12 protein-coding genes and 1 tRNA gene are annotated in these 14,216 nt (G+C 74.4%); 10 read left to right on the top strand and 3 right to left on the bottom strand.

Going from position 1 to position 14,216, the window contains the following annotated elements; translation table 11 throughout:
• The first annotated feature begins 107 nt into the window (after nt 1-107).
• The 6 genes from J7462_RS32130 to J7462_RS11870 all read left to right on the top strand — a co-directional run bounded on the left by J7462_RS32130 (nt 108) and on the right by J7462_RS11870 (nt 5,068).
• Entirely contained in the window at nt 108-2,417 is a 2,310-nt protein-coding gene (locus J7462_RS32130; protein WP_374197574.1) for a thiamine pyrophosphate-dependent enzyme, read from the top strand.
• A 113-nt stretch (nt 2,418-2,530) separates the two neighbouring features.
• Entirely contained in the window at nt 2,531-2,968 is a 438-nt protein-coding gene (locus J7462_RS11890) for a DUF3052 domain-containing protein (RefSeq protein ID WP_091238156.1), read from the top strand.
• A gap of 104 nt (nt 2,969-3,072) precedes the next feature.
• On the top strand, nt 3,073-3,540 hold the full coding sequence (locus J7462_RS11885) for a peroxiredoxin (protein WP_204959437.1): 468 nt from the start codon (nt 3,073-3,075) through the stop codon (nt 3,538-3,540).
• 138 nt (nt 3,541-3,678) lie between these two features.
• Nucleotides 3,679-3,750 (top strand) — tRNA-Val (locus J7462_RS11880).
• A gap of 111 nt (nt 3,751-3,861) precedes the next feature.
• Nucleotides 3,862-4,221: a nuclear transport factor 2 family protein gene (locus tag J7462_RS11875; protein WP_219464110.1), complete on the top strand. Its 360-nt coding sequence runs from the start codon at nt 3,862-3,864 to the stop codon at nt 4,219-4,221.
• Between the two features lie 58 nt (nt 4,222-4,279).
• Entirely contained in the window at nt 4,280-5,068 is a 789-nt protein-coding gene (locus J7462_RS11870; RefSeq protein WP_219464108.1) for an alpha/beta fold hydrolase, read from the top strand.
• An 89-nt stretch (nt 5,069-5,157) separates the two neighbouring features.
• Here the strand turns inward: J7462_RS11870 and J7462_RS11865 are convergent, their stop codons facing one another.
• Nucleotides 5,158-6,117 (bottom strand): phosphotransferase, encoded by a 960-nt coding sequence (locus J7462_RS11865; RefSeq protein WP_219464107.1) that lies wholly within the window; start codon nt 6,115-6,117, stop codon nt 5,158-5,160.
• A gap of 447 nt (nt 6,118-6,564) precedes the next feature.
• On the opposite strand from J7462_RS11865, the gene J7462_RS11860 reads away from it, so the two are divergent.
• Nucleotides 6,565-7,713, top strand: coding sequence for a polysaccharide pyruvyl transferase family protein (locus J7462_RS11860; RefSeq protein ID WP_219464106.1), 1,149 nt, complete (start codon nt 6,565-6,567; stop codon nt 7,711-7,713).
• 133 nt (nt 7,714-7,846) lie between these two features.
• Here J7462_RS11860 and J7462_RS11855 read toward each other — a convergent pair whose 3' ends face one another.
• On the bottom strand, nt 7,847-8,044 hold the full coding sequence (locus J7462_RS11855; protein ID WP_208568803.1) for a hypothetical protein: 198 nt from the start codon (nt 8,042-8,044) through the stop codon (nt 7,847-7,849).
• Between the two features lie 119 nt (nt 8,045-8,163).
• Between J7462_RS11855 and J7462_RS11850 the strand changes: the two genes are divergently transcribed.
• Nucleotides 8,164-8,685, top strand: a complete 522-nt coding sequence (locus tag J7462_RS11850; RefSeq protein WP_219464105.1) for a DinB family protein — start codon at nt 8,164-8,166, stop codon at nt 8,683-8,685.
• Between the two features lie 20 nt (nt 8,686-8,705).
• Here J7462_RS11850 and J7462_RS11845 read toward each other — a convergent pair whose 3' ends face one another.
• On the bottom strand, nt 8,706-9,599 hold the full coding sequence (locus J7462_RS11845) for a carbohydrate kinase family protein (protein ID WP_219464104.1): 894 nt from the start codon (nt 9,597-9,599) through the stop codon (nt 8,706-8,708).
• A 64-nt stretch (nt 9,600-9,663) separates the two neighbouring features.
• Here J7462_RS11845 and J7462_RS11840 point away from each other — a divergent pair, with 64 nt between their 5' ends.
• On the top strand, nt 9,664-12,969 hold the full coding sequence (locus tag J7462_RS11840; protein WP_219464103.1) for a DEAD/DEAH box helicase: 3,306 nt from the start codon (nt 9,664-9,666) through the stop codon (nt 12,967-12,969).
• A 98-nt stretch (nt 12,970-13,067) separates the two neighbouring features.
• Nucleotides 13,068-14,102, top strand: coding sequence for an SWIM zinc finger family protein (locus J7462_RS11835; protein ID WP_308290870.1), 1,035 nt, complete (start codon nt 13,068-13,070; stop codon nt 14,100-14,102).
• Nucleotides 14,103-14,216: the final 114 nt, after the last annotated feature.

The raw sequence follows: 14,216 nt of genomic DNA, 5'->3' as shown, positions 1-14,216 counted from the left end.
GGGCACCGGACCGCACAGGTGCGTCGTCGGCCGCCGGGAGCGGCCCCGCCGGATCGTCGCCGGCAGCCGGTCCAGCGGCCGACGCCGGGGACGAACGCCCCGCGCCGGTGGGCACGACCGACCCCCTCGACGGTGACGCCGGCCCGGTCGGCCAGCCCGTCCCGGTCGGCCCGGTGGCCTACCGGGTGGGCAGCGACGGCACCACCGAGCCGGTGCCCCGGCAGCGGCCCGCCGCCCCGGAGGGCACCCCCGCCGCCCCCGCCGCCGCCCCGGTGACCGCCGCCCCGGACCCCGCCCCGGGCAGTCCCACCGCCGCCGATGCCGTCCCCACCGCCACCGATGCCGTCTCCGGGGGTCCCGTCTCCGCCGGTCCCGGTCCGGCCGGCCCCGGGCTCCCGGTGACCGGGACGTCCCCGGCAACGGCGGTCGACCCGGGACCGGGCGGGGACGACGGGTGGCAGGAGGCGTACGCCGGGGCGGCCCGGGACGTGCTGCGCGGGATGGTCGCCTCGACCCTCGACCCGATCGCCGGGGGCCGGCACAAGGTCTTCGGCCGGGCCGACCTGGCGGTGGTGCCGACGACCTCCACCATCGCCTCGCACCTGCCCCGGGCGGTCGGCCTGGGCCTGGCCCTGGAACGGCTGCGCCGGATCGACACCGCCGGCCGGCGCGACGACCCGGCCGGTCCGCCGCGCTCGCCGTGGCCCCGCGACGCCATCGTGGTCTGTTCGTTCGGCGACGCCTCGGTCAACCACGCCAGCGCCACCGCCGCGTTCAACACCGCCGGCTGGTACGACCACACCGGCCTGCGGATCCCGGTGCTCTTCGTCTGCGAGGACAACGGCCTGGGCATCAGCGTCCGGTCGCCGGACGGCTGGGTGGAGCGGGTCCTGCGGGCCCGGCCCGGGGTGCGCTACTTCACCGCCGACGGCACCGACCCGGTGGCCGTGCACGCGGTGGCCGCCGAGGCCGCCGGCTGGGTGCGGCGGCACCGGCGGCCGGCGGTGCTGCACCTGCGGACGGTACGGCTGCTGGGGCACGCCGGGGCGGACGCCGAGCGGGCGTACCGCAGCACCGCCGAGATCGCCGCCGACGAGGCGCGCGATCCGGTGCTGGCCACCGCCCGGCTGCTCGTCGAGGCGGGGGTGGCCACCGGCGAGGAACTGCTGGCCCGCTACGACGAGCGGGGCTGGCAGGTGCGGCGGACCGCCGAGGAGGTGCTCGACGAGCCGAAGCTGGCTGCCCCGGTCGACGTGGTGGCCCCGCTGTCGCCCCGCCGGCCCAAGCGGGTCGCCACGACGGTGGCGCAGGCGGCGCAGCGGGCGGCCGGGCCGGATGCGGCCGACCGGGTGGCGGCGTTCGGTGGCAAGCCCCCGGAGTTGGCCGGCCCGCTGACCCTGGCGCAGAGCATCAACGCCGCGCTCGCCGACGGGATGCTCAGCCACCCGCAGTTGGCGGTCTTCGGGGAGGACGTCGCGGCCAAGGGCGGGGTGTACGGGGTCACCAAGGGGCTGCGGGAGCGGTTCGGGGCGGCCCGGGTCTTCGACACCCTGCTGGACGAGACGTCGGTGCTGGGGTTGGGGCTGGGCGCCGGGCTGGCCGGGATGCTGCCGGTGCCGGAGATCCAGTACCTGGCGTACCTGCACAACGCCGAGGACCAGCTGCGGGGCGAGGCGGCCACGTTGCAGTTCTTCTCGCAGGGGGCGTTCCGCAACCCGATGGTGGTTCGGGTGCCGGGGCTGGCCTACCAGGAGGGGTTCGGCGGGCACTTCCACAACGACAACTCGGTGGCCGTACTGCGGGACGTGCCTGGTCTGGTGGTCGCGGTGCCGGCGCGGCCGGACGACGCCGGTCCGCTGCTGCGGACCTGCCTGGCCGCCGCCGTGGTGGACGGCACCGTCTCGGTGTTCCTGGAGCCGATCGCGCTCTACCACACCCGGGACCTGTACGAGCCGGGTGACGGCGAGTGGCTGGGGTCCTACGCCGAGCCGGCCGACTGGGCGGCCGGTCACGCGCCGATCGGCCGGGCCCGGGTGTACGGCGTGGGCTCGGCCGAGGACGTCACCATCGTCACGTTCGGTAACGGGGTGCGGATGTCGCTGCGGGCGGCGTCGACCCTGGCCGACGAGGGGATCGGCTGCCGGGTGGTGGACCTGCGGTGGCTGGCACCGCTGCCGGTGGCGGACCTGATCCGGGAGGCGTCCGCGACCGGTCGGGTGCTGGTGGTGGATGAGACCCGGCGGTCCGGCGGGGTCGGTGAGGGGATCCTCGCGACGCTTGTCGACGCCGGATTTGTGGGAGCGGCGCGGCGGGTGGCCGCAGTCGACTCGTTTGTACCATTAGGTCCGGCTGCCCGTCAGGTGCTGGTCTCCGAGGATGCCATTACCCAGGGTGCCCGTACGCTGCTGGCACGGTAAATTCCGTTCCACCCGGTGCGCCACTTGCGCGACGGACCACAACTGTGTGGACTCTGCCTGACGGCGTCACCGCGACGCCGCTGGGCAGGGACGAGATGAGGAGGCACGCGACAGTGAGCGCGACCGCTGGTCAGGCCGCCGACGGGGTACGTCTCCTGGCGGACCGGTTCGGGATCGAACCGGGCATGGTCGTCATGGAGATGGGGTACGACGAGGACGTCGACCAGGATCTCCGGGACGCCCTGACCGACCGCTGTGGAGAACTGGTCGACGAGGACACCGACGAGGTGGTCGACGCGGTGCTCGTCTGGTACCGCGACGGAGACGGTGACCTCTTCGAGCTTCTCGTCGACGCCCTCGGTCCGTTGGCCGACGCCGGAGTCGTGTGGCTGTTGACCCCGAAGGCCGGCCGGGACGGGCACGTCGAGCCGAGCGAGGTCGCCGAGTCGGCGCAGACCGCCGGGCTCCAGCAGACCTCGACCCTCAACGCCGGCCTGGACTGGAGCGCCGCCCGGCTCGTGCTGCGCCGGGGGTCCAAGGGGCGTAAGTAGGCTCCCCGGCCGGGCCGTGGCCCAACTGAGCAATCCCGCACCCGGGGCGTCCGCGCCGGGTGTGGCAGGCTGGACCCACCTCAGAGTCGACCCAAGGAGTTCGCATGCCGATCGAGGTTGGTGCCGAGGCGCCCGACTTCCTGTTGAAGGACCAGAACAACCAGGAGGTACGGCTCTCGGACTACCGGGGCAACCGCACCGTGCTGCTGGTCTTCTACCCGCTCGCCTTCACCGGCATCTGCCAGGGTGAGCTGTGCGAGGTGCGGGACAACCTCAACGACTACGTCAACGACGACGTGCAGGTGCTCACCGTCAGCGTCGACTCGATCTACGCCCACAAGATCTGGGCCGAGAAGGAGGGCTACCAGTTCCCGCTGCTGGCCGACTTCTGGCCGCACGGGGCGGTCGCCCAGGCGTACGGCGTCTTCAACGACCTCGCCGGCATCGCCAACCGGGGCACCTTCGTCATCGACAAGGCGGGCATCGTCCGGTTCGCCGAGATGAACATGCCGGGTGAGGCGCGTGACCAGCAGAGCTGGCGCAAGGCGCTCGCCGACACGGTCGCCGCCTGACGTTCCGCGGCGACCGCGCGTGCCGCCGTACCGGTTCCGCCGGTGCGGCGGCACACCGCTCGATCGGCACACCGTTGCGACGGGCCGGCGGCCGGCAGGTAAGCTTGCCAGCCACCGGCCCGCCCGCACGGGCGTTCCGGGCGCGTAGCTCAGTGGGAGAGCACTCGCCTTACAAGCGAGGGGTCGCAGGTTCGAAACCTGCCGCGCCCACCCCGCACCACAGGCACCGTGGCGATCCCGTAGAGCGGGGATCCGGCGGCTGACCGCAGCGACGGTCCCGACCGGCCTCCCGTGGAGACGTACACCGGGCATACTCACCTTGTGGATCAGGGACGCCGGATCGCCGAGCGCATGTACGACGCGTTCAACCGCCGGGACGTGGCGGCCATCGAGACCATCTTCGCCGGCACCTTCTACAGCCATCCGTTGCGGGCCACCGGCCGGGGGCGCGTGCAGCAGGCCTGGCAGCAGATGTGGGCGCAGCATCCCGACCTGAGGGTGACCCTGAAGGATCTGGTCGCGGACGGAGAGCGCGTGGCGACCCGGACCGAGATGGTCGGCCTCGCCGACGGCTCGACGGCGACGATGCTGGAGATGTTCACCTTCCGCGACGACCGGATCGTGGAGCTGTGGGGCCTGTCGGCGAAGCCGCAGGCCGCCCCCGACCGGCCCGAGGCGTGAGGCGCTGCCGTCGTGGTGGCCCGGGCGACGCCCCCGGGCCCGAGGCGGGGAGACACCGGTGAGCTACGCGGACGTCAACGGGTTGCGCCTCTGGTACGAGGAGCACGGCGACGGACCGCCGCTGGTGCTGTTGCACGGTGGTTACGGCTCGACGGAGACGTTCGCCCCGATCCTGCCGGCGTTGGCCGAGCGTCGCCGGGTGATCGCGGTGGATCTCCAGGGCCACGGCCGGACCGCCGACGTGGACCGACCCCTGCGGTACGAGTCGATGGCCTACGACGTCGCCGCGCTGCTACGCCACCTCGACCTGCCCGGGGCGGAGGTGCTCGGCTACTCCCTCGGTGGCGGGGTGGCGCTGCGTACCGCGATCCAACACCCGGAACTGGTGCGTCGGCTGGTGCTCATCTCCACCCCGTGCCGGCGGCGGGGCTGGTATCCCGAGGTGCTGACCATGATGGCCGGCCAGGACGAACGGGCGGGCGAGCAGATGCGTGGTACGCCCCCGCACCAGCTCTACCAACGGATCGCCCCCCGGCCCCAGGACTGGCCGCAGCTGTGGGCCAAGTCCGGTGCCCTGCTGCGCCACGAGTACGACTGGTCGCCGGAGGTGGCCGCCCTCGCCGTACCGACCCTGCTGGTCTTCGCCGACGCCGACTCGATCCCGGTCACCCACATGGCCGAGTTCTACCGGCTGCTCGGCGGCGGCCACCGGCACCCGGGCGCAGACGGCATCGGCCGCCCCACCTCCCGCCTGGCGGTACTCCCCGGCCTCACCCATCACGACATCCTCACCACCCCCCTCCTGCCCCAACTGGTCGTCCCCTTCCTCACCCACCAGCTCCGCTGACCCCGACCCGCCGAGGTCACCCCACCACCGGTGCGGTGATCAAGAGGTATTCGTCAGAAAAGCGGTGCAGGCTGACGTGAACCTCTTGATCACCGGACTGCTCCGGGGGTTTCGAGGCGGTGGCGGAGCCAGGGGACGAGGGCGGTGGCCTGGGCCTGTTGGAAGGCACGGACGGTGGGGATGCCGGCCGGTGGCGGGCGGCGGGCGCTGTCGGTGAAGAAACCGGCCAGGCCGGCATAGAAGCCGGTCAGGGTGGCGGGGTCGACATCGGCGGTGAGTGGCAACCGGCGCAGCAGCGCCTCGGTGTCGTGCCCGCCGTGCAGCCGCACGTTGACCAGCAGCAGCGCCGTGTCCAACCAGGTGGGCCCCCGGCAGGCCCACGGCCAGTCCACCACGGTGACCGCACCGTCCGCGTCGATCAACAGGTTGTCGGCCCGCACGTCCAGGTGGCACAGGGTGTCGCCGGTCAGCCCGGCCAGCCCCCGGTCGGCCGCCGCGCACAACTCGACCAGGTGCGCGGCGACCCACGGGTCGAGCCGGGGCGGCGGGTCGGCGACGATCCGCCGCCAGCCGGCGAAATCGTGGGCCAGCCGCTCGGCGGCGGTCGGCACGTCCGGCACCGGGCTCGGGGTGAGCGTGTCGGCCAGCGCCTCCAACGCGCGCAGCACCGGGTCGAGGTCCGCGGGCCGCCACGGCGTGTGCGGGTGCCGGCCGTCGACATCGGTGAGTACGAGCGCCACCCACTCACCGTCGTCGTGACAGCCGAGCAGCCGGGGCGTCGGGGCGCACCGGGGCAGTGCGGCCGTGTGCCGGGCCTCGGCGCGGTGCATCCGGGGGGTGTCCGGGTTCTGCGCCGAGCTGACCGCCTTGACGAACGCCCGTCGCCCGTCGGCCGTCAGCACCCGGTCGGCCGTGCCGGGGGAGTATCCACCGGGCTGGGAGACCGCTTCGACCACCCGGTCACCGATGATCCGTTCCACCGCCTGCCGGACATGCCCGGGCAGCTCATCCCACCCGATCCTGCCCCCACCCGCGTTCGCATCCGCCATCCCCCCACCCTGGCGAGCACCCCACACCCCAGGCAACCCGATTACCCCACCCACCCCACGTACCGCCCCGCCCCCGTCCCCGTCCCCGCCCTCGTCCCGTCCCCGCCCCCGCCCCGTCCCCGCCCCCGTCCCCGCCCTCGTCCCGTCCCCGTCCCCGCCCCGTCCCCGCCCTCGTCCCGTCCCCTCCCGCGCCCCGGTGATCAAGAAGTTTGCGTCACCCCGCAGGCCCGACCTGACGTAAACCTCTTGATCACCCGCCCACCCCCACCGCTGTTTTCGGTGATCAAGAGGTTTACGTCATTCCGCCCGGGTGGGTTGACGTAAACCTCTTGATCACCGGGGCGGGGACGGGGGAGGGCGGGGACGGGGGAGGGCGGGGGCTCGGCTGGGGCATGGGTTGGGGTTGGGGGGGAATGCGGGCGGGACGGTTCTGGGGAGGAGTGACGGATGAGGGGTCCCACCGGATTGACCATCGGTGTGCTCGGCTCGTACGGCGGTCGGAACCTCGGTGACGAGGCGATCCTCACCGGTCTGCTGGCTGACCTGCGGGAACAGGAGCCGAACGCCCGGATCATCGTGTTCTCCCGTAATCCGGCGCACACCGCGCTGGCCCACCCCGACGTCGAGGCGGTGCCCTGGGAGGGCGTGAGCCGGGTCGACTCGGCCGAGGTGCTGGCCCAGCTCGACCTGCTCATCCTCGGCGGGGGCGGCATCCTGTACGACAAGGAGGCCCGCCGCTACCTGCGCGTCGTGCGGGTCGCCCAGGAACGTGGGCTGCCCCTGCTGACGTACGCGGTGGGGGTCGGGCCGCTCAGCGACGGGGTGGACACCGGCATGGTCCGGGAGACGCTGGCCGGGGCGACCGAGGTGACCGTCCGGGATCAGGAGTCCCGGATGGTGCTGGAGGAGGCCGGGTTGCTCAACCCGATCACCGTCACCGCCGACCCGGCGTTCCTGTTGGAGCCGGAGGACTTTCCGGCCCGGCTGCTGCGCGAGGAGGGGGTGCCCGCCGGCAAGCGGCTGGTCGGGCTGAGCGTCCGGGAGCCGGGGCGGGCCGCGGAACGACTCGACGTCGACGGGTACCACCGGTTGCTCGCCCAGATCGGCGACTTCCTGGTGCAACGGATCGACGCGCACGTGCTGTTCGTACCGATGGAACGCGACGACATCCGGCACTCGCACGGGGTGCTGTCCCACATGATCGCCGCCGACCGGGGGCGCATCCTGCACGGTGACTACTCGCCCCGGCAGGTGCTCGGCCTGATGAAGCACTTTGACCTGGCGGTCGGCATGCGGCTGCACTTCCTGATCTTCGCGGCGATGGTCGGCACCCCGTTCCTGCCCCTGCCGTACGCGGGGAAGGTCTTCGACCTGGCCCAGCGGCTCGGCGTGCCGGCGCTGCGCGGCGTGGAACGTGAGGTGGAGGGTCCGCTGCTGGCGGAGGTCGACCGGCTCTGGGACGAACGGGACTCCCGCCGCGAGGCCACCGCCCGCCGCGTCGCCGAGGTGTGCGACCAGGCCCGAGGCACCTCCCAGGTCACCCGGGCGGTGCTGGACGGCCTGCGTTCACGCACCCTGGCCCGGATGGCCGCCTGATCGGCGGGCAGGCGGCCCGGATGGTTGTGTGATCGGCGGGCACGAGGCCCGGATGGTTGTGTGATCGGCGGGCACGCGGCCCGGATGGTTGCCTGATCGGCGGGCAGGTCGGTTCCCGGCAACCGGGGCGGGGTCAGAGCACCGGGCCGCGCCAGCGGTAGCGCCACTGGTCGCCGGCCGACTCCAGCTCGTAGATGTGGGCGTCGGCCAGCCCCTGCGGGCCGAGGTGGTGATGGGTCAGCGGGGGCCGGTCGTTGCTGTCCAGCTCGACGTCGACCGCCTCGCCGTCAGCCGGGCCGTCCGCCAGGGGAATCCGTACCGTCGAAGACATGCGCCCATCCTGCCAAGCCGGCCGCCGGGCCGCAGGGTTTGCCGGGACAGCGGGACGGCTCCGACGGTCCGGGCCGCGCCGGTCGGCCGGCAGGGTCGGGGTGCGGGTATCGTCCGCTGATGGCGGAGATCCAGATCGACCCGACGCTCGCTCCGGTACTGGCCCGCACCGGTGACGAGCGGGCGGTGCTCGACGCGTTCCTCGACTTCCACCGTGCGACCGTGCTGCGCAAGGCACGGGGCTTGACCGACGCCGAGGCGTCCCGTCGGCTGGTGCCGTCGGCGACCACCCTGGCCGGCATCCTGCGGCACCTCACCCTGGTCGAGCGGAACTGGTTCCCGTTCCTGCTCGCCCCGGCCCCCGGCGATGTCTTCCCCACCTCCGAGGAGGACGCGGCGGCCAGCTTCGCCCTGATGCCGGGGGAGACCCTCGACCAGCTCACCGACGGCTACGAGCGGGCGTGTGCCCGGTCCCGAGAGTTGGCCGCCCGGTTCCCCCTGGACCATGTGGTCGCGCAGCCGCAGCTCGGTGAGGTGTCGCTGCGTTGGATCATGGTGCACATGATCGAGGAGACGGCCCGGCACGCCGGGCACGCCGACATCCTCCGTGAGCTGACCGACGGCAGCACCGGCGCGGTCTGACCCCCTGCCGGAGCACGACGTCAGCCGGGCCGGTGTGGGCCGGGCGTGGCGGGGAACAGCCCGGTCGGATACTCCATCCCGTCGTGGGTGCAGGCAGCCGCAGCGACCCTGGCGGCGTACCCGGTGGCCGGCAGCAGCGCCGCCCCGCGCAGCCGGGCGGCGATCAGGCCGGCGGCGAAGGCGTCGCCGGCCCCGTTGGTGTCGACCACCGCACCGGGCGGTGTCGTCGTCGGCACCCGCACCGGGGGCCGGTCGCCCGGGTGGACGTCCGCGCCGTCCGCTCCCCGGGTCACCACCACCGTCCGGGGGGCGAGCGCCGCGGCGACCGCCGGGGCCCGGTCGCCCAGCCGGACGCCGCTGACGAAGACCAGGTCCGCCGCCTCGGCGAAGGGCCGGTGGTACGGGTCGTCGCCGTCCCAGTCGTGCAGGTCGGTGGAGAGCAGCACGCCCGGGGCCAGCGCGGCGCGCAGCGTGGGCAACCGGCCCCGGACCCAGTCCATGATCGAAACGTGGACGTGGGCCGCGCCGCCGGCCAGCGCGGCCAGTTCGGCGCGCGGGAACGGCGGCTCCCCACGCCACGGTCGGGGGTCGTAGAGCGCCATCCGGCGGCCGGCCGGGTCGACCAGGTTGACCGACCGGCGGGTGCCTCCGGGATCGTCGGCCAGCACCGACCGGATGCCGGTGCGGGCCAGCGCGGCGCGGACCACGTCGCCGGCCGGGTCGACCCCCAGCACGTCGACCACGGTCACCGTCAGTCCGAGCGCTGCGGCGGCCAGTGCCACCCCCGACCCGGTGTTGCCGACCCGCAGCTCGATCCCGGGAACGGTGACGGAGTCGGCGAGGGGCAGCGGCAGCGCGGGCACCCGGGTGCGGATGTCGACGCCCAGCCCACCGACGACGAGCAGGTCCACCATGGCGTCGACGGTAACCGGGCGCCGCCGCCTATCCTGGCCCCCGGGCGTCGACGAGGGGGAAACTGTGCTGGTCGTCCACGGGGTGTGGCTGGTCGGGGCCGGTCTGGCGGTGTGGGCGGAGGATTCCACCCGCCCGACGCAGGTGCCGCGCCGCCCCGGCCGCGCCCCGCGCGAACGCCCCCACCCCTTCGCCGCCGAACCGGCCGCCCTGTGCGCGTTGTTCGGTGACCGCCCGGCCGACGCCGTGCTGCTCACCCTCCCCACCCGGGCCGGTGCGCCGCTGCACTCCCCGGAGCTGGTCCCGGCCACCGTCGGGGAACCGGTCCGCGGCCCGGTCACCCTCGCCGCCTGGCGGACCCCCGCCCTCCGGTACGCCCCGGACGACGCGTTCGCCCTGCTGCGTACCCTCGACGGGCTCGACGCCGTGGTCGGGGCGGGCCTGCGGCACCTCGCGGAGCTTGCCGACTTCGCCGCCGACCTGGTGGCCCGCGGCCGGTTGCTGCCCGGTGTGGCCGACCGCCCGCCGGGGGAGGTGCCCCGGTCACCGGCGGGCCGGCGGGCGGCCGGCCGGTCGGTGCCGTCGGCGGGAGCGGCGGTCGGATGGGCGGTGTGGCGACCCCTGCTCACCGGCGCGGACGCCGCCTGGGCCCGGTCGTTGGCCCTGGCCCTGCCGCCGGCCACCCGGGCCGCCGTCGACACCCCCACGCCCACTTCCCGCTCCCGTTCCGGGTCACGCCGGCCGACCGGCCTGCGGTCCGAACCCGGGGAGGTGTCGCCCGGTTCCGGCACCACCACGGCGGCCCGACCCGGTGTCGACGTGCCGGCCGGGGCCTGGTCCGGTTCCGACGCGGTGGCGGGCGCGCGGTCCGGTATTGCCGTGGTCGGGTCGGCAGGTCTGGTCGCCGACGCGGTGGACCTGCTCACGGATGCCGCCGCCCGCCGGGTGCTGGCCGACACCGACCTGGTCCGGGGCGGTCGGCGCGACGGCGCGACGGCCGGTTGGCTGGCGGCCCTGACCGGCCCGCAGCGGCGTTTCACCGCCGAGCCCACCGCGTTGGCCACCCTCCGCACCGAGCTGGACGCCTGGCAGCGCGACGCGGTGGGCGGCCCGGTCCGGGCCAGTTTCCGGCTGGTCGAGCCGGCCGACGACGAGATCGTCGAAACCCTGACCGTGGTGCCGGCCGACCCGTCGACCGTCATCGGGCAGGGTGGACGGTGGCGGATCGAGTTCGGCCTCCAGGCCGCCGACGAGCCGGGCCTGCACGTGGCCGCCGGTGACATCTGGCGGACGCCGGAGCGGTTGCCGGCGCTCGCCGGCCGGTGGAACGACCCGCAGGAGACCCTGCTGGCCGAGCTGGGCCGGGCCGGGCGGCTCTGGCCGGAGCTGGACGAGGCGTTGCGCACCCCCACCCCGGAGCAGTTGGAGTTGGACGTCGAGGGTGCGCACCGGTTCCTGCGTGACGGCGCACCGGTGCTGCACGCCGCCGGCTTCGGGGTGCTGCTGCCGTCGTGGTGGCGGCGGCCGTCGGCGCGGCTCGGCACCCGGTTGCGGGCCAGCAGCCGGACCGCCCCGGGCACCGTCGCCGCCACCTCCGGGGGGCTCGGGCTGGACGCGCTCGTCGACTACCGATGGGAGGTGGCGCTCGGTGACGAGACGGTCGACGCCGACGAGTTGGCCGCCCTGGCCGCGATGAAGACCCCGCTGGTGCGGCTGCGGGGCCGGTGGGTGGAGCTGGACCCGAAGCGGCTGGCCGCCGGCCTGCGACTGCTGCGTTCCCCCGGCGAGCTGACCGTCGCCGACCTGCTCAAGATGGGTCTGACCGGGGCGGACGACCCGGAGGCGCTGCCGGTGCTTCAGGTGACCGCCGACGGGCCGCTCGGTGACCTGCTGGCCGGGCAGGCCGAACGGCGGCTCGTCCCGCTGGACCCGCCGCCCACCTTTCAGGGAACCCTGCGGCCCTACCAGCGGCGCGGGTTGGCCTGGCTGGCCTTCCTCCAGTCGTTGGGGCTCGGCGGGGTGCTCGCCGACGACATGGGGTTGGGCAAGACCGTGCAGCTGCTCGCCCTGCTCGCCGGGGACCGACCGGACGCCGGGCCGACCCTGCTGGTGTGCCCGATGTCGCTGGTCGGCAACTGGCAGCGGGAGGCGGCCCGGTTCACCCCCGGGTTGCGGGTGCACGTGCACCACGGCGCGGACCGGGCCCGGGGAGCGGAGTTCGAAGCTGCGGTGCACGCCGCCGACCTGGTGCTCACCACCTACTCGGTGGCGGCCCGGGACGCGGTCGCGTTGGCGTCGGTGGGCTGGCACCGGCTGGTTGTCGACGAGGCCCAGGCGATCAAGAACGCCGCCACCCGGCAGGCCGAGGCGGTCCGGGCGCTGCCCGCCCGGCACCGGGTCGCCGTCACCGGTACGCCGGTGGAGAACCGGCTGGCCGACCTCTGGTCGATCATGCAGTTCGCCAACCCCGGCCTGCTCGGCCCGGCCAGCAGCTTCCGACAGTCCTACGCGGTGCCGATCGAGCGGCACGGGGACGCCGACGCGGCGGCCCGGCTGCGCCGGATCACCGGCCCGTTCGTGCTGCGCCGGCTCAAGACCGACTCCTCGATCATCTCCGACCTGCCGGAGAAGCTGGAGATGGAGGTGGTCTGCAACCTCACCGCCGAGCAGGCGTCGCTCTACCGGGCGATCGTCGACGAGATGCTCGCGAAGATCGAGTCCAGCGACGGGATGGAACGGCGGGGCCTGGTGCTGGCCACCATGACCCGGCTCAAACAGGTCTGCAACCACCCCGCCCAACTGCTGCGCGATGGTTCACCGCTGGCCGCCCGCTCGGGCAAACTGCAACGGTTGGAGGAGATCGTCGACGAGGTGCTCGCGGCCGGCGAGAAAGCCCTGCTGTTCACCCAGTACGCCGAGTTCGGCGCGCTGCTGCGCGGCCACCTGTCGGCCCGCTTCGGTCGCGAGGTGCTCTACCTGCACGGCGGGGTGGGCAAGGCCGACCGGGACGACCTGGTCACCCGCTTCCAGTCCCCGGACGGACCGGCCCTGTTCGTACTCTCCCTCAAGGCCGGCGGTACCGGGCTCACCCTGACCGCCGCCAACCACGTCGTACACGTCGACCGGTGGTGGAACCCGGCGGTGGAGGACCAGGCCACCGACCGGGCGTTCCGGATCGGCCAACGGCGACGGGTACAGGTCCGCAAGTTCGTGTGTGCCGGCACCGTCGAGGAGAAGGTGGCCGCGATGATCGCCGACAAGCGGGCCCTGGCCGCATCGGTCGTGGGCAGCGGCGAACAGTGGGTCACCGAGCTGTCCACCGGGCAGCTGCGGGAACTGTTCACGCTGGACGCCGGGGCGGTGGTCGAATGACCCCCCGGCGTGCCGGACCCCCCGCTGACGGCCCCGGCACGGCTGATCCTGACCCGGTCGGGTCGGGGCCGACTGGTCCGGCGGCGGAGGGCTCCGGGGTGGGGGGCGCGTTCGCCGACTTCGGCCCGCCGCGTCGGGTCGACGGCGGATTGCGGGCGCGCAGCACCCGGGGGGCGATCGGGGTCTCCTGGTGGTCCCGGCGGTTCCTGGAGGTGCTGGAGTCGTTCGCGCTCGGCACTCGACTCACCCGGGGCCGGGCGTACGCCCGCCGGGGGCAGGTGCTCCGGCTCGACGTGTCACCCGGGCGGGTCGAGGCGAGTGTGCAGGGTTCCCGCCCCCGGCCCTACCCGGTGGTCATCACCCTGCCGCCGTTTCCGGAGGCGCTCTGGGCCCGGGTCGAACGCGAGCTGGCCGGTCAGGCGTTCTTCAGCGCCCGGCTGCTCGCCGGTGACCTACCGGCCGAGTTGGAGGAGCTGTTCGCCGGTGCCGGTGCGCCGTTGTTCCCCGACTCGGTGGGGGAGCTGACCCAACGCTGCGGGTGCCCCGACTTCGCGGTGCCGTGCAAGCATCTCGCGGCGACGTTCTATCTGCTCGCCGAGGCGTTCGACGCCGACCCGTTCCAACTGTTGCACTGGCGGGGCCGCAGTCGCGACGCCCTGCTGGGCCGGCTCCGCTCCCTGCGCGCCGAGGCGGTCGGCCGGCCGCTGCCTGCCGGGGCGGTCGGGTCGTCTCCGCCCGCCGTCGTCGACCCTGCCGCCGGGCGGCAGGGGGTCGGATCGGCGAGCGGGCCGGCCGGTGTTCCGGTGTCGCGCGTACCGGACGGTGGGCCGGACGCCGGTACGCCCGATCGGACGTCGGGGCCCGGGTCGTCGGTGGTGGAAGGGGTGGCATCCGGGCCACCGAGCGCTGTGGCGGGGGCGGCCCGGGTGCTCGCCGACCTGCCCGACGCGCCGCTCACCGAGGCGGTGGACCGGTTCTGGCTGCCGCCGGTGCCGTTGCCGGACCGGCCGCCCATCCTGGCCACCGGTCCGGAACTGCTGCTGCGGCAACTCGGCTCGCCCGCTGCGACGATCGGCGGCCCCGGCCTGCTGGAACGCCTGCGCCGGGCCTACCAGGCCCTCGGCCCGTCCTGACCAGTGGTCCGCCCCGACCCGTGACGGTTCATGGTCGACACCAGTGGGGCGATGTCGGGGTGTCCCCGTCGCGTCGACCCCGCACCATCGCCACCCTGGTGTCGACCATGACGC

Origin of the sequence: Micromonospora sp. RL09-050-HVF-A (genome assembly GCF_019374995.1) — a bacterium.
Lineage (GTDB): Bacteria > Actinomycetota > Actinomycetes > Mycobacteriales > Micromonosporaceae > Micromonospora > Micromonospora antibiotica.
The sequence above is the reverse complement of the archived record's forward strand: the minus strand, read 5'-3'. Positions and strand labels throughout refer to the sequence as shown.